Origin of the sequence: Paenibacillus sp. B1-35 (genome assembly GCF_050474385.1) — a bacterium.
Classification (GTDB): Bacteria; Bacillota; Bacilli; order Paenibacillales; family Paenibacillaceae; genus Paenibacillus_B; species Paenibacillus_B alvei.
In genome coordinates this window covers 82,040-98,283 of the sequence record NZ_JBCHVJ010000001.1, presented here as the reverse complement: position 1 = coordinate 98,283, position 16,244 = coordinate 82,040, and the positions used below count along the sequence as shown (strand labels likewise).

At 43.1% G+C, this 16,244-nt stretch carries 20 protein-coding genes; 3 read left to right on the top strand and 17 right to left on the bottom strand.

Features of this window, described 5'->3' with window-relative positions; translation table 11 throughout:
• Positions 1–150: 150 nt before the first annotated feature.
• The 5 genes from ACQ5BJ_RS00535 to ACQ5BJ_RS00515 form a co-directional block, all read right to left on the bottom strand.
• Complete coding sequence (locus ACQ5BJ_RS00535; RefSeq protein WP_268600259.1) at positions 151–1,866, bottom strand: ABC transporter ATP-binding protein; 1,716 nt, start codon at positions 1,864–1,866, stop codon at positions 151–153.
• A gap of 129 nt (positions 1,867–1,995) precedes the next feature.
• Positions 1,996–2,817 carry a nucleotidyltransferase domain-containing protein gene (locus tag ACQ5BJ_RS00530; RefSeq protein WP_005549662.1) on the bottom strand — a complete coding sequence of 274 codons (822 nt, stop codon included), beginning with the start codon at positions 2,815–2,817 and terminating at the stop codon, positions 1,996–1,998.
• Between the two features lie 33 nt (positions 2,818–2,850).
• Entirely contained in the window at positions 2,851–3,045 is a 195-nt protein-coding gene (locus tag ACQ5BJ_RS00525; protein WP_005549664.1) for a hypothetical protein, read from the bottom strand.
• 120 nt (positions 3,046–3,165) lie between these two features.
• Positions 3,166–3,591, bottom strand: coding sequence for a metallothiol transferase FosB (gene fosB / locus ACQ5BJ_RS00520; protein ID WP_268600258.1), 426 nt, complete (start codon positions 3,589–3,591; stop codon positions 3,166–3,168).
• 27 nt (positions 3,592–3,618) lie between these two features.
• Positions 3,619–4,167, bottom strand: coding sequence for a GNAT family N-acetyltransferase (locus ACQ5BJ_RS00515; RefSeq protein ID WP_005549669.1), 549 nt, complete (start codon positions 4,165–4,167; stop codon positions 3,619–3,621).
• A 235-nt stretch (positions 4,168–4,402) separates the two neighbouring features.
• On the opposite strand from ACQ5BJ_RS00515, the gene aac(2')-IIb reads away from it, so the two are divergent.
• Entirely contained in the window at positions 4,403–5,128 is a 726-nt protein-coding gene (gene aac(2')-IIb, locus ACQ5BJ_RS00510; RefSeq protein WP_430107804.1) for a kasugamycin N-acetyltransferase AAC(2')-IIb, read from the top strand.
• Positions 5,129–5,216: 88 nt separating this feature from the next.
• Here the strand turns inward: aac(2')-IIb and ACQ5BJ_RS00505 are convergent, their stop codons facing one another.
• Positions 5,217–6,155: a DMT family transporter gene (locus ACQ5BJ_RS00505; RefSeq protein WP_268600255.1), complete on the bottom strand. Its 939-nt coding sequence runs from the start codon at positions 6,153–6,155 to the stop codon at positions 5,217–5,219.
• A gap of 136 nt (positions 6,156–6,291) precedes the next feature.
• Here ACQ5BJ_RS00505 and ACQ5BJ_RS00500 point away from each other — a divergent pair, with 136 nt between their 5' ends.
• A complete protein-coding gene (locus tag ACQ5BJ_RS00500; RefSeq protein WP_289355299.1) occupies positions 6,292–7,653 on the top strand; it encodes a PLP-dependent aminotransferase family protein in 1,362 nt (453 codons plus the stop codon).
• Positions 7,654–7,758: 105 nt separating this feature from the next.
• On the opposite strand, the gene ACQ5BJ_RS00495 is transcribed toward ACQ5BJ_RS00500, so the two are convergent.
• On the bottom strand, positions 7,759–8,178 hold the full coding sequence (locus ACQ5BJ_RS00495; protein WP_005549673.1) for a VOC family protein: 420 nt from the start codon (positions 8,176–8,178) through the stop codon (positions 7,759–7,761).
• Positions 8,179–8,306: 128 nt separating this feature from the next.
• Between ACQ5BJ_RS00495 and ACQ5BJ_RS00490 the strand changes: the two genes are divergently transcribed.
• Complete coding sequence (locus ACQ5BJ_RS00490) at positions 8,307–8,489, top strand: acyl-CoA thioester hydrolase/BAAT C-terminal domain-containing protein (RefSeq protein ID WP_157267067.1); 183 nt, start codon at positions 8,307–8,309, stop codon at positions 8,487–8,489.
• Positions 8,490–8,595: 106 nt separating this feature from the next.
• Here ACQ5BJ_RS00490 and ACQ5BJ_RS00485 read toward each other — a convergent pair whose 3' ends face one another.
• From ACQ5BJ_RS00485 to sdaAA, 10 genes are all read right to left on the bottom strand, one after another.
• Positions 8,596–9,141: an NUDIX hydrolase gene (locus ACQ5BJ_RS00485; protein WP_005549674.1), complete on the bottom strand. Its 546-nt coding sequence runs from the start codon at positions 9,139–9,141 to the stop codon at positions 8,596–8,598.
• A 58-nt stretch (positions 9,142–9,199) separates the two neighbouring features.
• Complete coding sequence (locus tag ACQ5BJ_RS00480) at positions 9,200–9,610, bottom strand: hypothetical protein (RefSeq protein ID WP_005549675.1); 411 nt, start codon at positions 9,608–9,610, stop codon at positions 9,200–9,202.
• Positions 9,611–9,669: 59 nt separating this feature from the next.
• A complete protein-coding gene (locus ACQ5BJ_RS00475) occupies positions 9,670–10,188 on the bottom strand; it encodes a DUF6886 family protein (RefSeq protein WP_005549679.1) in 519 nt (172 codons plus the stop codon).
• Between the two features lie 126 nt (positions 10,189–10,314).
• Positions 10,315–10,857: a hypothetical protein gene (locus ACQ5BJ_RS00470; protein ID WP_005549681.1), complete on the bottom strand. Its 543-nt coding sequence runs from the start codon at positions 10,855–10,857 to the stop codon at positions 10,315–10,317.
• 324 nt (positions 10,858–11,181) lie between these two features.
• Positions 11,182–11,736, bottom strand: a complete 555-nt coding sequence (locus tag ACQ5BJ_RS00465) for a GNAT family N-acetyltransferase (protein ID WP_005549684.1) — start codon at positions 11,734–11,736, stop codon at positions 11,182–11,184.
• Positions 11,737–11,791: 55 nt separating this feature from the next.
• Positions 11,792–11,920 carry a hypothetical protein gene (locus ACQ5BJ_RS00460; RefSeq protein ID WP_289355297.1) on the bottom strand — a complete coding sequence of 43 codons (129 nt, stop codon included), beginning with the start codon at positions 11,918–11,920 and terminating at the stop codon, positions 11,792–11,794.
• Between the two features lie 389 nt (positions 11,921–12,309).
• A complete protein-coding gene (locus ACQ5BJ_RS00455) occupies positions 12,310–12,522 on the bottom strand; it encodes a DUF4177 domain-containing protein (RefSeq protein ID WP_040736375.1) in 213 nt (70 codons plus the stop codon).
• 122 nt (positions 12,523–12,644) lie between these two features.
• On the bottom strand, positions 12,645–13,319 hold the full coding sequence (locus ACQ5BJ_RS00450; protein ID WP_430107795.1) for a helix-turn-helix transcriptional regulator: 675 nt from the start codon (positions 13,317–13,319) through the stop codon (positions 12,645–12,647).
• A 338-nt stretch (positions 13,320–13,657) separates the two neighbouring features.
• Positions 13,658–14,980: an aromatic amino acid transport family protein gene (locus ACQ5BJ_RS00445; RefSeq protein WP_005549691.1), complete on the bottom strand. Its 1,323-nt coding sequence runs from the start codon at positions 14,978–14,980 to the stop codon at positions 13,658–13,660.
• Positions 14,981–15,343: 363 nt separating this feature from the next.
• Complete coding sequence (gene sdaAA, locus ACQ5BJ_RS00440) at positions 15,344–16,234, bottom strand: L-serine ammonia-lyase, iron-sulfur-dependent, subunit alpha (RefSeq protein WP_289355295.1); 891 nt, start codon at positions 16,232–16,234, stop codon at positions 15,344–15,346.
• Between the last annotated feature and the right edge of the window lie 10 nt (positions 16,235–16,244).

The following is a 16,244-nucleotide window of genomic DNA, read 5'->3' as shown; positions in this document are numbered from 1 at the left end:
CCGCCCCCACCTACAAGAAGGCCAATGTGCTTCATTCGAACAAAAAAAAAGCCTGACTCGAACGCAAACATGCGTGAATCAGGCTCCAAAATCTAATTTATTTTACCGTACGAGTTGGCCAAGCAAGCTGCTCAGCACATCATGCAGATGCTATTCTCTGAATTGCGCCTTGTGCAATCGGCTGTACAAGCCACCTACGGCTAGCAGTTCGTCATGACCGCCCTGCTCTACAATTCCCTTGTCCGTGACGACGACAATGCGGTCGGCATTTTTAATCGTTGCCAGCCGATGCGCAATAACGAGTGTCGTCCGACCTTCCGACAGTTCTGCCAAAGATTGCTGGATAGCTGCTTCCGTTTCTGTATCAAGCGCTGAAGTCGCCTCGTCCAAAATTAAAATCGGCGGGTTTTTCAAGAACATTCTTGCAATAGCGAGACGCTGCTTCTGACCGCCCGACAGCTTCACGCCGCGTTCACCTATTACAGTCTCCATCCCTTCTGGCTGTTCACGAATAAACTCGTCCAATCGAGCGCGCCGAGCCGCTGCCCAAATATCCTGATCTGATGCGCCGAGACGCCCATAGGAAATATTTTCGCGAATGGTGCCCGAAAACAAGAACACATCCTGCTGCACGATACCAATCTGCTTGCGCAGCGATTGCAGCTTCATATCGCGAATATCAATGCCATCCACGGTAATGCTACCTTCCAGAACATCATAGAACCTTGGCAGCAAGCTGCAAAGCGTTGTCTTGCCTGAGCCGGATGGTCCGACGAAGGCTACCGTTTCTCCAGCGTTGATGGCAACATTGATGTCCCGCAGAACGGGACGCTCCTGTTCATAGCCGAATGTTACATCATGGAATCGGATATTGCCGCGCAGCATGCCCACATCAACTGCATCCGGCTTATCCTTCACGTCTGGCTCGGTGTCGATAATTTCTACATACCGCTTGAAGCCAGCGATTCCCTTTGGATAGCTTTCGATTACGGTATTAATTTTCTGAATGGGTCCGAGGAATACATTCGTCAGCAAAATAAATGCAAGAAATTCGCCATACGATAGTTCCTTCTGAATAACGAACCACGTACCGCATAACAGTACAAACACGGTGACAATGCGCATCAAAATATAGCTGATTGACGTATTCCACGCCATGATGCGATAGGACATCAGCTTCGTATTGCGGAAGCGGCCATTGTTCTCAGCGAACAATTCCTTCTCATGCGCCTCATTCGCAAATGCTTGAACAACGCGAACACCGCCAATGCTGTCTTCAACGCGCGCATTGAAATCCGCAAGGTCAGTCATCAAACGGCGGAATGTCCCCATCATCTTCTTATTGAAGTAAACGGTAATCGAGCACAATATCGGCACGACGATAAATGTCAATACAGCCAGCTTCCAATTCAAGCCGAGCATGAGACCGAATGCGCCGAGCAGCGTCATAATTGCGATGAATAAATCCTCTGGCCCATGGTGAGCTACCTCGCCGATCTCTAGCAGATCATTTGACATGCGGGACATCAATTGTCCTGTCTTATTATTGTCGAAGAAGCGGAAAGACAGCTTCTGCAGGTGCTCGAACATTTTCTTGCGCATATCCGTTTCAATGTTAATGCCGAGCATATGCCCCCAATACGTGACGACAAAGTGCAGCACCATATTAATTCCATAAATAACGAGCAAGCCTACGCAAGCCCATACAATCCATGTCCAATTTCCCGTTGGCAGCAGCTTGTCCACGACTTGATTGACCGCCAGCGGGAAGCCGAGCTCAAGCAATGCAACGAATACCGCACAGGTGAAGTCCAAAAAGAACAGTCCCATATACGGACGATAATAGGAGAAAAACCTTCGCAGCAAACGATTCCCTCATTTCTCTATGTCAGTATAATCATAAGCAATCTATGTCATTATATAGTATTGATAATGATTATCATAGATAAAAATAAAAAAGATTCGATCTTCCTCCTCGAGAGATCAAATCTATACTCATTTTTGCAAGGATAACGAAGCAACGAATTGATTGCATTCTTTGGTTATGTAATCCATATAAGCCAAAGCATCGCGCTTCCTCTTCCACTTCGACGCATACAACGATTCCCTGACACCCTTTCGTTGATTGATCGACTCTTGCAAAATGGGATGCCAGCATTCAGGAACATGCAGCAATGCGTATTCGCCTGCCCCTGCTTTACTTGTGATGGCTCGTTCACGGAAGGTATACCATTGCCTTGTTACCCCGAGCACCCCCCAAGCTATCTGCGCTCGGTTCAGCAGCATCAAGCCCTTAATAGAGTAAAAAGGCTTAGAGCTTCGTATCCAACGAGCCCAATAGCGATTCAAGTTTTCATGCATTTCATTCAAGAAAGCGTCCATATCGAAGGCAATATCCAACTCAGAGACTGGCGGCCCAAGAATTGCAATTCCATGCTGCTTCAGTTCGTACCATGTGACAAGATTCAACTCGAAGTAGCCAGACTGCTTCATTTTGCCGTCGCAATAGTAAGGAAAAGGCGCAACATCCTTCGGCAGCTTCCCTATATCGTCCCATGTGATATAAATACCGTTCATATTGGGACGAGCTGAGAACCGGTTTACTTGTGCATGAATATCGTTAAGCTTGCTTATCTCTTCTTCATGGAGTCGAGCGCGTGTAATCGCAATAAAATCAATATCGCTCAATGCTAACGAATAATCGCCTAACGCAATAGATCCATAAATATAAAGCCCTTCCAGCCAATCCTGCTTGTACGCATGAATCAATTGGACATATTGTTCCAATATATCTGCAATTTCAGATCGCAGCTTCATGACAGATTCATTCCTCCCCCTTTATGAATTGCACTACTGGATAAAGGGATAGAGACAAATCGTGAGAAGAAGAAGTGTCAACAGAAGAGCCATCACGAATGCTAGGTAACGATAGCCACTCAAATGAGCCGTCTTCTTATCGAAATGTTCTCCTTTGCGACAAATACCGTAATACATTCCAAGCAGCAATTCAGCCAACATGAGTAGAAAGGTCTTCATTGTTCTCATCGAACCATCACTCCCTATCTCTTCTTTTCATCGGTTTGCATAGCCCACAGCCTTCATGCATTAGATCCTAGCAAATTATCGCAATGAAGTCCATTATTTACCGAATTAGCAAGTAATCGGTCATTCATCAAAAAAAGTCATATGCGGCATCGTCTCCTTATAATAATTCAGACGATCATTCAATTGTCCGGTATGGAATTCGAAGCGATGTCCATCCGGGTCTGCAAAATATATAGACTGCTTATCCCGCTCGTCTCGTTCTCTGCCAGGCAGCAATCTGGCGCCATATTGTACTAGTCTTGCCTTCATTTCATCAAATTCTCGCTCATTGATTGTGAATGCAATATGGGTATAGGTAGGTTGTATGTCATAGCGAGGGACATCTCGCTCTTCATTTAACGCAATCCATAAGCCATTTAATCCAAAATAGGCAAGCTTGCGTCCTTTGACTAACAGCTTCGCCCCGAATATATGTTCATAAAATGCAATGGAGCGATCCAAATTAGATACAGAGAAGCATAGATGATTTAATCCTTGCACCTTCATTTATATACACTCCCGCAAAAGAAAAGCTCACTCATTTTGACCTTCATACTCTTCCTTCAAGATACTCATTACAATGACATCCCAATACTTGCCGTCCTTGTACATTTTCTGACGCAGTCTGCCTTCCTCCTTGAAGCCGCAGTTTACATAACAGCGATGGGCTCGTTCATTGAATTCGTATACCTCAAGCTCAAGGCGGTTCATATTTAATGACTCGAACACAAAGCCCTTCATTAGTTGAATCGCTTCCTTGCCATAGCCGACTCCAAGCAAATCTTTACGTCCAATTACGACGCCGAGCACTGCTGATCGGTTCTTCCAGTCGATATGATGCAAATCAATTTGACCGATATAGGCAAGCGTTTGTTTATCAGCTATAACAAAGCCCCTCGACTTGGACGCCCCGTCAATCATCATATCCAAGAAGGCTTCTGTATCTTGTTCTGTATGCGGGTACAAAAAGATATCACTTAATGAATTTGTAATGTCCGAATCATTCGCCCATTTCCGAATCCAATCATAATCTTCTCTTCGATATTCTCGTAATGTGATGCGATCTCCATGCAAATAAGCCAATGGAATCACGTCCTCTCTAATGTCGTATCGCACTTATCTGCCAATTTCTGATATCATATCAAGGAAGAACAGGTACATCAAGGTATATTTCAGTACAGGATATCCCTGCCTTAGATACGGATTGCTTCTTTTGCTTCTTCATCCTCTTGATGACATCACGCTATAATGACAAGATCGATATCTCATTGGATGTGGTAAAGGAGGAATACGAAACCATATATTCGGAGGTTAAGTTATGGAAATAACAAATAAGAGTTCAGGAGAGCCGCAACAGTATGAGCTTATGAACATACACGCGGGAGTCATGTTTACGCATGATGATCTTATGCGGCTTCGAACGATTAACGAACCATGGCCTGGTGAAAGTACGGCTCCGCGCTTTTTCCTAGGGCGAACGATTGATGGAGCGGCGATATGGAGATTCCGCTACGACGTTTCCGGCGTATTGGTTGAAAAGCTGGAACAATTATGTTCGGATGAGCCTGTCATTACCGATATTCATACACGACCCAAGCATTGTGAGGCTTATATGGATCTCCTTCAGTCCGACCATTATACGATGGGGCCTTGTTATTATGTTCCCCCTATATCGATGCCTGTTTTACAGACGACTAGCATCACGAAGGATAATATAACAGATTGGGATTATAGCGGATTTAAATGGCTGCTCTCGGAAATCGAGTATGCTCAACCTTGTATCGGGATTGCAGTCGATAACAAACTGGTCTCGATTTGCCGCAGTGTCCGTATTTGTCTCCAAGCTCATGAGGCAGGTCTTGAGACACTAGAAGCATTTCGTGGCAAGGGATATGCATCAGAAGCAGTTGTCGGCTGGGCGCAGGCTGTTCGGAAGATGAATGCGGCCCCATTGTACAGTACGTTCTGTGACAATCTCTCCTCACAGCGGGTCGCAGCAAAATGCAAACTGTCTATGTATGGAGTCAATTTCACGATCAAATAAACCTAACCGTCATCATTGTAACATGCAAAAAAGCACCCGGTTCGGTGCTTTTTTTGCTTTACTCCCATCGATCGTTATAGTGTCTATCTTATGCCTGCTTCTTAATTGTGCCGGCACGTTCACGCTGACGAAGCGGAATGTTCACACCAAGTACGCCTACGATAATAAGCCCAGCTCCAATTAGATGATATAGCTGCAAACTTTCGTGCAAAATGATAACGCCAGCCCCCATCGTCACCAACGTCCCTAATTGTGTAAAAACACTCACCTTTACAGCTTCTAGCTTCGACAGCGCATAGTTCGTCAAGTATGCGGTCATCAAGGAGGACAGTACGCCCAAGTAGAGAATGGAGAGCAAGAACATCGGATCGGTCAACGGCTGCAACACGTTCCATGTCGTTCCTGCGGCAATATGCTGGAAGATCGCCATCGAATTAAAGACCACGAATCCAAAGGAAGTCATGATGAAGGTTACATCCATAACTCCGTATTTGCGCGTTCTCTTACGTGCGGCAACATTGTATCCCGCTAAGGAGAGCACAGACAAGAAGACGAGCAAGATGCCTGATAAGCTTGTATTTCCAACGTTAACGCCTTTCATCGCAAAGATATAAACAAGTCCCGAAACCGACAGAAGCAGTGCAATTTTCTGCTGCCATGTGGAATGTTCCTTCAGCCAATACGATGCGAATATCATGGTGAATATCGGCACAGCCGCCTGAATAATCCCAGCCTCCGAAGCGGATACGGTGACGAGCCCGAACGTTTGAAAGGCAAAAAACAATCCTGGGTAGAGAACTGCCAGCGGGACAATTGTGGCAACTTCCTTCCAACATAGGTTCAGCTTTACTTTTCCCAAAAGAACCAAGATCATGATGGCCGCAAAGGATGCCGTAAATCGATAGGCAAGCATGTCTAGCGAGTTTACGCTTTGCAGTGCGATTTTTACAAACACAAAGGAAAATCCAATAATCAGTGTATTTAGTATGGCGGCGATATACGCTTTTCTCACAGCAGAATGATTCATGATCAATCCCTCTTTTCCTTGCTTGCAAGCAATTGATTATTGAGAACCTACAATCATGTTAATCGCTGCAGCGTTATGCTACAATCAAGGAAAATATCATCTGTACCGGTACAGAATTGAGGTGAACGGATCATTCATGTATAAATATGAGCAGGTGATTCAGGAACTGGAGCACAATCTGGAGAAGCTCACCTTCAAGGATGGGGATAAGCTCCCTTCCATTCGCGAGCTCGCCATTCAATATGGGGTCAATAAGAGTACCATCATTCGGGCACTGCATGATTTGGAGGAGAGACATCTCATCTATTCGGTAGCGAAGAGCGGCTATTATGTGGTTCGGGGACGAAATCAAACAGATGACACGAAACAAGGGCTCATTGATTTTGTATCCGCCGCGCCTGACCCAGGCGTGTTCCCATACTTGGACTTTCAGCACTGTATCAATAAAGCGATCGACACCTACAAAAATGATCTATTCATCTATGGGACATCGCAGGGACTGCCCTCTCTGCTTGCGTTGATGCAGCGTCATCTAGCCAATTATCAGGTGTTTACACAGTTGTCGAACATCTTTATTGTATCAGGGGTGCAGCAGGCCCTCTCCATACTCTGTACCATGCCTTTCCCGAACCAAAAAAGGATGATTCTTATTGAACAGCCTTGTTATCATCTGTTGGTCGAACATCTGCAAACGCATCAGCTTCCTGTAATGGGCATTCGCCGAACGGAACAAGGCATCGATATGGACGAGCTGGAACGAATTTTCTGTACGGAAAGCATCAAGTTTTTTTATACGATCCCAAGATTCCATAATCCGCTGGGCTCTTCCTACCGAACCGAAGAAAAGAAGCGAATCGCTGCCCTCGCACGCAAATACGACGTATATATCGTCGAGGATGATTATCTGGCCGATCTGGAGCATAATTCGAAGTCCGACCCTTTATTTGCATACGATGAATCTAAGCATGTCATTTACTTGAAGAGCTACTCGAAAATTATTTTCCCAGGGCTTCGCATCGGGGTGGCTGTTATTCCGGATACACTGATCCAGACGTTTAATCGCTATAAACGAACCCAGGATATTGACAGCTCCATGCTGTCGCAGGGCGCGCTCGAAATCTACTTGAAGAGCGGCATGTTCGAGCATCATCGCGAGAAAATACGAACCTCGTATGCCAAAAGGTCACAGCTCCTGCAGACCGTACTGCGTGATTTATCCCGGCAGCAGCATGAACATTTCACATTTCCAAGCGCTTCATCCCGTCTAACGGTGCATACCCATCTGGAACTGCATGACAGACTGCCTGTGCAGCGGCTTATTTCGGATGCAAAAAAGAAATCGATTCATCTCGAATCGATCGAAAAGCATTACTTAGCTTCATTCCCGGCAAGCAATTTGTTGAAAATCAATGTGACGAATGTGCCTGAAGATCGCATCGAGCATGGACTTCGTCAGCTCCTAGAGATCGTGAACAATATTCAGTTTAACAAAGGATAGCCTAAGCAAAAGAACCCATACAAATCGAAAAAGGAGCAGCTCTCCTGGAAGACGATGATTGACATTCAAGAGTCCGCTCCTCTTCCTTTCTCATGCAATTGCAAATTATGTATTCGCCAGATTCAACTGCCACGATACACCGAACTTGTCCTGTACCCAAGCAAACTTAGCGCTCCAAGACGAGGCCTCAAGCGGCATCAACACTTGTCCTTCCTCAGACAACTCCCGAAATACTCGATCAATTTCTTCTTCCGAATCGCATGTCACGAACAAGGAAAAAGCCGGCGTAAACTCATGGCGATGCTGCTTGTCCAGGCTATCAATGCACATGAACACCTGCCCTTTCAATGAGAACATGGCGTGCAGCACCTTATCCTTATCAGCTTCGTCCAAATTAGGCATTGCATCTCCATGTCGTACAATGCTTATCACCTCAGAAGGTTGAAATATGGAAGTATAGTGCTTGATTGCCTCATCTGCATTCCCGAAAAACATCAGAAACGGATTGATATTCGATGCGTTCATGCAAGCTCATCTCCTTTAGCCATTTATCTCCTCGCCACTCTACTAATATTTACGACTGCTGTCATACACATACCAAGCATCAGGTATAAATATGGCTTAAAATAAACACAGGGAAAGCATGACCTCATATGCCGCCTTTCTTTCCTACAACGGCCCGACAAAGCAAGAATATTGCTTATGGGGGCAATACCGTTGCAGATGCGAGTGCATCCGAGATGTTTTGGAGAGAGCTGCTTACCTTTCTTAGCGATTTTGATCATGGAAACTTGACTGCGTGGAAATCAAGTTCGTTACATCGATGCTGGAGATAAAAAATATAGCCAACGACACCCTTACCGCAGTGCCTTTGGCTTTATTTATCTCGTATCACTCCAACGTTTAGCAGTTGGATAATAACGACCTCTTTTCACTTCATGTTTATGAGGAATGGATCATAACTGCATATTTCTCCAAATACACCTCTCGCTGTACCTCATCCCATTCCAATGCAGGATCAATCTGAATTGCAATCATGTTCAGCAGCTTCCCTTTTTCAAATATGCAGTGATAGTCGTAGCAATGCATATCGCTTTTCATACCCTGAAGAACTTGAGGCATATTAGAGGCGACTCCTTGATTATGAACATCCATAATCCAGTCTACTCGTTTCCAATCCAAAATTCCTTCATCTGTTTTCATCGGCGTATCATAGGTAAAGCTCTCTTCCACGCTTGCTGCGTACAAATACATACCACCAAACCTCGTCCTGTCCACCATCCAACTGACGATACCCTTGAATGTCAAATCCTTGGGCGTAATCCCCGTTTCCTCCGCTAATTCGCGCTCCATTGATTCACGAGGAGATTCACCCGTTTCCAGCTTGCCGCCGATGCCGTTCCAGCACCCCATCCAGCTCGGCTTCTCTCGATTAAGCAGCAGAACCTCGTTTCCGCGTTGAATATAACAGATATTGTAGATTAGCATATTGTTTCTCCTGATGTTCTGTAATAGTTGTAATGATAGCAAGTTCGAGCCAAATCATCTATTGGCGAAACAACCTGATTTGCGTTCGAAGCTGCACGAGCATGATTCCAGTTATCGTTCCAAAAACTAGGCTGATTAGCGACAGCGGCAACCCGACAAAAAGTATCAGCATGCCTAATGCCGGATCGTCTTCAGGGGCATTCACAACGTTAAGATTGATAATCAGTTGGAGTCCAACCATCCATACGATAAACCAAACGATATAAGCAACTGATGAGATTAGAAACTGCCTCCATTGTCCCTTTGACACGAGCATGGTAACTGACGCTGTGATTGCCGTTACTATAATAAAGCCATACATAAGTACGGAACCAAGCGAATTCTCGTCAGCCAAAACCATAAATCTGATGTATTGAAGACTTGCGATAACATGCAGTAAGGCTGGCAGCGTGCGCAACAACCATTTCACCTGGTACCCGTCCCCCCAATCATAACATAGCCTTATGTATCAGGAGCATATCCTGTACGTTATTCAGCGCCTAATGGCTTGGCATGATGAAACCGAATCATAGAGAAAGCATCAATTGTAGATGCGAGTACTGCACTGCAAATAGGATGCAAATTCGGTGTAAACCGCAATTCCACCCCAGCTCGTACGATGTGCTGAATGAGATTAGTCATCGGCTCTATCTGAATGGGCTCGACCGTTCGTTCCGAAATATAGTATCCAGCATTCGCATCTAATAACTGAAAGGTAGAATCTTCAAACGTATATTTATAGATCGTGGTATTGCTTATCTGCTCAAGCCAGTCATTCTCAACTACGATAATTTTGTTTGCTACTGTGTGACCAAAGAATCTCGCTTCATCTTCCGTACTCATCTGGTCCGATTTTGCATAAATGACTCTAGGACAATCTCGGGGCAAATAATAGTGAACCGCATTTTCCTCATTTATCGCCCATACTGCCGGCGGAATATGCGATTGTTTGGCTGGACGCGGTACAAATGTGGAAATGGTTGAGTCTTCACTAAAATGGTATAACATCGCTGATCTCCTTCATATGATCTAGTAGTTCACGTACTATTTATAAATCTATTCTTGTTGCCTGTTTATCACCGATACCTCCTGACTTCATACACCCGCTCATTGTAAACAACAACGATCACTCACTTATTTGAATGTAGTATGATTGTTCACTTCCAACTCGATCAGTTCAACATGCTCCTCACCATAACTATCCGACCAGCGAAATTTGACATAACTGCCAGCGAAGTCATCCTTCGTCATGCTCCGCTCGAATTCAGTGGGCTTCCTTTGAATGGAGCCCAAGTGATCCAATTCCGATAAGATATGCACTCTGCCGTTCGTAGCTAGCATTCCACTCGTAAGAACCCCCTCTTCGCGCTCCCCGTGCTTCTCGTAATATTCAATATAGAACGATGAGGAATCCTTAATATCCTTGGTGTCACCCAAGTAAGTCAATGTAGCTGATCCCCTTCGTATCGAATTGGGCGTTCGCATTACCTGATAATGACGAAGCTGCCAGTGCTCTGACTGCCCCTCTAACTCAAACACATCCATCGTTGGCTGTACAACCGCCTCTTTTTCTTTCTCTTTCTCTTTCTCTGTCATAAGACATCCTATCGTGATCAAGTTTGTAATAAGCAAAATAAGCGCTATCCCCCATGCTAACTTAGAATGACGCACGCTCATGCTCTACCTCCTTGTTCCTTTGGTCTATTCTTCTATTACCACTTCTGAATATATCCCGCCTTGCGCAAATACATCTCATTAGAATGGATTCAAATCTGGAATCGGCTCATCAAGAGAGAAATACTTCACATCTAAACCCTCAAGATCATTAACAACCGGAATCCCCTGAACACCCAAGGCTTCATATACAGCAATTACATTGTAGGCTTGCCAAATATGAACATTTATTCCCAAATGGAGTGCGGCCATTATCCTAAAATACCATGCGTTGTAAAGACGAAAAAAGCCATCCTTCCTCCGATAAGAAAAGCTGGCTGTTAGGGTCTAATTTGCATTTACGTAGTAGATGAGATGATCTGTCCACGCGTCATTCTCATAAATAAAACCTTTTCGGATACACTCAAACTTCATTCCAACCCCTTCTGCACATTTGATTGAAGGAGTATTCTCCAGGTTAATATGCGCCTCAATGCGATGGTAATTAAGTTTGTCAAACGCAAAAGTGATTGCTGCAGCTACAGCCTCTTTTCCATAACCCCTTCTCCAGTATTGATTATGAATCATATAACCTAATCTAGCCCATTGAAAATCATCCCGCAATAGCGTAGAAAAATCGATGGCCCCTACATGGGCGTTGTCTTCTTTTCGAAAGATGCCGAAAAAATATAGTTTATCTTCGGAAGCCAATCTTTGATGATTGTCTATCTCGAGTCGAAACCATTCTTCGGTGTATCTGCTCATCTCAACTTTGCCATCATCATATTTATGTTGTGCCGGCATCCTATTTTCATACCCAGCTAGCCAAGCGGAATAGTCTTCACCTTCAAGCGGTCTAATAACGAGCAGTTCTGACTCGATGCAGCAAGTGAATTTTTTCAACAAAACACCTCATCTTCAATCTTCAATCTTCAACGATGATTTTGATATAAAAATACTATTTCTTCACGGTATACAGATAATTTTTGAGCATATCTCCGCACTGATCGTTCTTAACGAGCTCTTTTTCGACAGCCATCCCAAGATTGCTTGCCACTCGCTGTGAGGCCATATTATCCAAATCCATACTCATACTCTTGATAGCGCGCGATTTGCCGAACCAACCATGGCAGACCAGAACCGCCATGGAGCATAAGCAGGATAGGAAGACCTTTGTTCGGTTCCACCGATCCGAACCTGCTCAATCTTATTGATGCCAGTATGAGAAATGTTGAACTCTCTTTTTGCTAACCATTTCAAAGAGCTCCTCCTTGCAATCAGTGCGTTTCACGCCAACGATACCAATAATTTTGTATGTAAGCTTCTCATCGAGATGCAAGACCTGCCAAGCATTCAATGCCATTTCTTAAAGGCACTTGTTCCATTTTCTCCCCCTCCAATGAACGTTAGGCTGGATTCTACTAGCAGGCCCAGAACGGGATTGAATGAGAATCCAGTACTGGGCCAGTATGTACCTTATAAATAAACTTTGCGCTTGAATACTGCAATGATATCTCTGGACTGACCATTGGTGGTGCTTGTGTCGAAGCAGGACACTAACTCCCATCCTTCGTACCCCGCCTCATTCAGCATTTGCTCGAAGCCATCTTCATCGACCTTACCGCCCAGAAACCCGCCTGTCTTATACTTCATCGTTCGATATTCCCATTTGGTATCCAATGATATCATCTCCTACAATAACCATAATATCTGTCGCTATCATTATATCATGTTGCTTTGTACTGATTGTGACACAAGCACCAATCAACAAAAACCGGTAGACGAAGGTCATAAGCCTTGTTTACCGGTTTTCAGGTTTCCTCCTCGTTTTTGGGAGTATGATTGCGCAAATGCAAATAAACGGTATGTTTCGAAATTTTCAACATATTTGCCACGATAGTAGCCGCATCTCTCATATTAAACACTCCCCGATCATACAAAAGACCGATAATGTGCTTATTTCGATTTGCATGCGATATGTCAGGAGAAGCATCCACCGCTTCAATCGTCAGCTCTATCATTTCAAGAATCATATCCTCAATGGATGATGCAAAATTCTCCTCCTGTGCTCTTATTTCAAGACCCGCTTGCGGTAAAAAAGTTTGAAGAAATCCAGAAAACGATTCATCCAAGTTTATGTTAATGCACATAAAACCAATAATTTTGCCAGCTTCACCACGAATGGCTATCATACTTGATTTCATTGAGCGGTTGTTCTTGCTTTTGGTAAAATAACTGATCGCTTGCTTTGCTTCAGAGCACTTAATCTCACTCAACATCTGCAAGGCCATATTCGTAATCGGGACTCCTAATTCTCTGCCCGTATGATGCCCGTTCGCGATTTTGATGACGGTATTTTGATAGTCTTCCAAGCTATGCAGTACAATCTCGCTGGCATCTCCCAAATAATCGGCCAAGCCTTCCACGATGGAGTAATAGGATTGCAATATCGCCCGATCATATTCCGTAAAATTCTTATTCTTCATCGTTGGTAATCCTCCTTTCTATGAATATAGTTGCCAATAGAACTGATTGACTCAACATTTGTTCATTTAATTAACCAATTTATCAGTCCGTTCGGAAAAATGTAAAAGAGGCTCCAAAGTCAGCTTGGGCAGAGCCTCTTGTCTAAGTTATTCCCTTACCCAGTAGCATGAACGAGTACAACTGAAAAACTCCAGCTAAGACGGAATATTCATGCGACTAGGTTAAAGCCCCGATTCATCTCATGATTGAAATCACGAATGAATCGACAAATCAATAATAAGAGAGCTTTCTTAGATGGCAATGACAAGCCACCTGATCAAGCTCTAAAGATATTAAATTAGAATAATGCTTTCAAACTTGCTAGGACAGTGAGAATGCCCACAACAGTGACAAAAACATTGCTAAGTTTTCCTTTGTATTTAGCTAGTGCAGGAACTTTATTGATCGCATACATTGGCAAGAGACACAAAATAGCAGCAACTAGCGGTCCGCTGAGAGTATCTATAATTCCAAGAATGCTTGGATTTGCATAAGCGGCATACCAGCATGTTAATACTACAAAAACAAGAATCGCTCTCTTAACTGTTTTTTCTTTTAGGTCTTTTCCGCGCGATTTACCGGCCGAGATAATCATGTCACGCATTACCTCGTATACTCCTACATAATGGCCAAGAAAGGACTTTGTTACGGCCACAAACGCAATAATAGGAGCTGCAATCGCGATTAGAGGCGAATTAAGCCGATTGGCAAGGTATGAAAGTATTGATAAATTCTGTTCTTTTGCCATTACAAGATCATCTGGAGTCAAACTCAAGACACTGCTCCAAACAAAGAACATAACAACTATGAAAGTCATGATATAACAAACTTTTTGTATTTGAGAACATTTGGCGTCAGTAGCTTGTATTCCATAAGTTTGTCTCTGTTTCATAACAAATGACGATATCATAGGAGAATGATTAAACGAAAATACGATAATCGGCAAAATCAACCATATCATATTGAAGTATCCTCCTACTCCTGTTGGAGCAGTAGAAACACTTGAAAAACTAAGCATCGATGTATTCCACTGTGGAATTAAAGATATTGAGATAAAAAGCAGCGAAGCTATAAAAGGATATACTAGCATACTCATTACCTTTACAGTAATATCTTGACCAAAATTCAGTATAGCTATAAGACCGAGTACTAATACAAGCGATAAAATGGCTCTTGGCGGCTCATTCATGTGCAATTGATTCACGATAAAACTGCTTGCAGTATTTGTTAGTGCAACCGAATACATCAGCACGATAATATAAATCGATAAGAAAAATACGATGTTAAAAATTATACTTGCCTTATTACCGAAATACTCTCTTATCGTACCTGTAATCCCTTCATCAGCAGAATTGGAAGCGTATATCATTTTAGCAAGCGCCCTATGCGAGTAGTACATGACAGGGAATGCAAGTATTGTAATTAATAATAATGATAATAAACCTCCTGCTCCCGCATTAATAGGTAAAAAGAGTACGCCTGCTCCAATTGCTGTTCCAAAAAGGCCCAATGCCCAGGTGGTATCTTGCTTGTGCCACTTTTTAGGATCTGGATATTTTTCGATTTTCCCTGTAGTATCTTCAGCAGTAAATTCAAGTTTTTCCGCTGTATTCCCATTCATATGATAATTCCTCCTTTGTATACTGGTTAACTACTTTATCATTTCCTCTCCTTTAAAAAAGCAGATTCACTCCAGATTGCTTCCAGGATGAACCTTTTTGTAGCAACAATAGACATACTGCTTTAAAGATCAAACCTGTTAAGTTGTTTACGTTTACAAAACCAGTTAATTTAATATATTACATTATATAGCAATAATAGATATCAATTTACACTCCTCTCATCCTTGCAAGAGCATTGGAGAATGGGTCTTAACAATTGTTATTTTTTTCACAAAGTATAGTTTGTAATCTTATTTTGAGCTATTAGCTCTTACATTTCAATATAATTATTATAATTTTTTTACTATAATTATATTTTTATCTTATTTTCTAGTAACCTTTTCTTCGAAAATTTTGTTTTTAATAGCAATTCCTGTGGGGGTGGCTGCAATTCCCCCTAAACCTGTCTCTCTTAATTCGCGAGGCATCTGTCTTCCTACTATGAACATCGCTTCAATTACTTCATCAGCATTGATGATGTTGGTTACGCCCGCTAATGCAATATCCGCTGCTACTAAGGCATTAGCCGTTCCAATAGCATTTCTCTTTACACAAGGAACTTCTACCAAGCCTGCAACCGGATCACAAACTAAACCGAGTAAATTTTGCAGTGCAGTTGAGAAAGCGTCAGAAGATTGCTGAGGTGTTCCTCCGGCAGCTTCTACTGCTGCTGCTGCTGCCATTGCTGAGGCACTACCTACTTCAGCTTGACATCCTCCGAAGGCTCCGGAAATACAAGCATTATTTGCTACTATCATTCCTAATAAAGCTGAAGTGAATAGAAAATGAACCTTGTCTTCATGACTTAACTGTAAACTATCTTGAATACTAAACAGTACTCCCGGGATTGTCCCACTTGCACCTGCAGTTGGAGTTGCACAAATAACTCCCATCGACGCATTTACTTCATTAACTCCGATAGCGTTTTGGACCCCAAGCATCATCAAATCTCCAGAAAGGGTTTTTCCACTTTCACGATATTGTTTTATTTTAACAGCATCCCCTCCGGATAAACCAGTCGGAGAAAAAACTCCGTTGCCCTCAGCGCTTTTCTTTACAGCATTCTCCATAGTCACTAAATTTCTTTCCATTTTCTCCCAAACTTCTTCATAAGAAGTTTTAGTTTGCTCGATTTCCTGCTCGATTGCTAATTCATAAATTGGCTTTTTCCTTTGATTAGCTGCATCGATAATTTCCTTTATAGTCATGTACATAAATTTCTCA

Coding starts and splice junctions, on each gene's coding strand:
- ACQ5BJ_RS00455 (WP_040736375.1), bottom strand. CDS start 12,522: ATGATATCATTGGATACCAAATGGGAATATCGAACGATGAAGTATAAG.
- ACQ5BJ_RS00490 (WP_157267067.1), top strand. CDS start 8,307: ATGCCGCCTTTCTTTCCTACAACGGCCCGACAAAGCAAGAATATTGCT.
- ACQ5BJ_RS00485 (WP_005549674.1), bottom strand. CDS start 9,141: ATGCTAATCTACAATATCTGTTATATTCAACGCGGAAACGAGGTTCTG.
- ACQ5BJ_RS00525 (WP_005549664.1), bottom strand. CDS start 3,045: ATGAGAACAATGAAGACCTTTCTACTCATGTTGGCTGAATTGCTGCTT.
- ACQ5BJ_RS00450 (WP_430107795.1), bottom strand. CDS start 13,319: ATGAAGAATAAGAATTTTACGGAATATGATCGGGCGATATTGCAATCC.
- ACQ5BJ_RS00460 (WP_289355297.1), bottom strand. CDS start 11,920: ATGGATTTGGATAATATGGCCTCACAGCGAGTGGCAAGCAATCTTGGG.
- ACQ5BJ_RS00495 (WP_005549673.1), bottom strand. CDS start 8,178: ATGAACGCATCGAATATCAATCCGTTTCTGATGTTTTTCGGGAATGCA.
- ACQ5BJ_RS00470 (WP_005549681.1), bottom strand. CDS start 10,857: ATGAGCGTGCGTCATTCTAAGTTAGCATGGGGGATAGCGCTTATTTTG.
- ACQ5BJ_RS00505 (WP_268600255.1), bottom strand. CDS start 6,155: ATGAATCATTCTGCTGTGAGAAAAGCGTATATCGCCGCCATACTAAAT.
- fosB (WP_268600258.1), bottom strand. CDS start 3,591: ATGAAGGTGCAAGGATTAAATCATCTATGCTTCTCTGTATCTAATTTG.
- ACQ5BJ_RS00475 (WP_005549679.1), bottom strand. CDS start 10,188: ATGTTATACCATTTTAGTGAAGACTCAACCATTTCCACATTTGTACCG.
- ACQ5BJ_RS00445 (WP_005549691.1), bottom strand. CDS start 14,980: ATGAATGGGAATACAGCGGAAAAACTTGAATTTACTGCTGAAGATACT.
- sdaAA (WP_289355295.1), bottom strand. CDS start 16,234: ATGTACATGACTATAAAGGAAATTATCGATGCAGCTAATCAAAGGAAA.
- ACQ5BJ_RS00530 (WP_005549662.1), bottom strand. CDS start 2,817: ATGAAGCTGCGATCTGAAATTGCAGATATATTGGAACAATATGTCCAA.
- ACQ5BJ_RS00500 (WP_289355299.1), top strand. CDS start 6,292: ATGTATAAATATGAGCAGGTGATTCAGGAACTGGAGCACAATCTGGAG.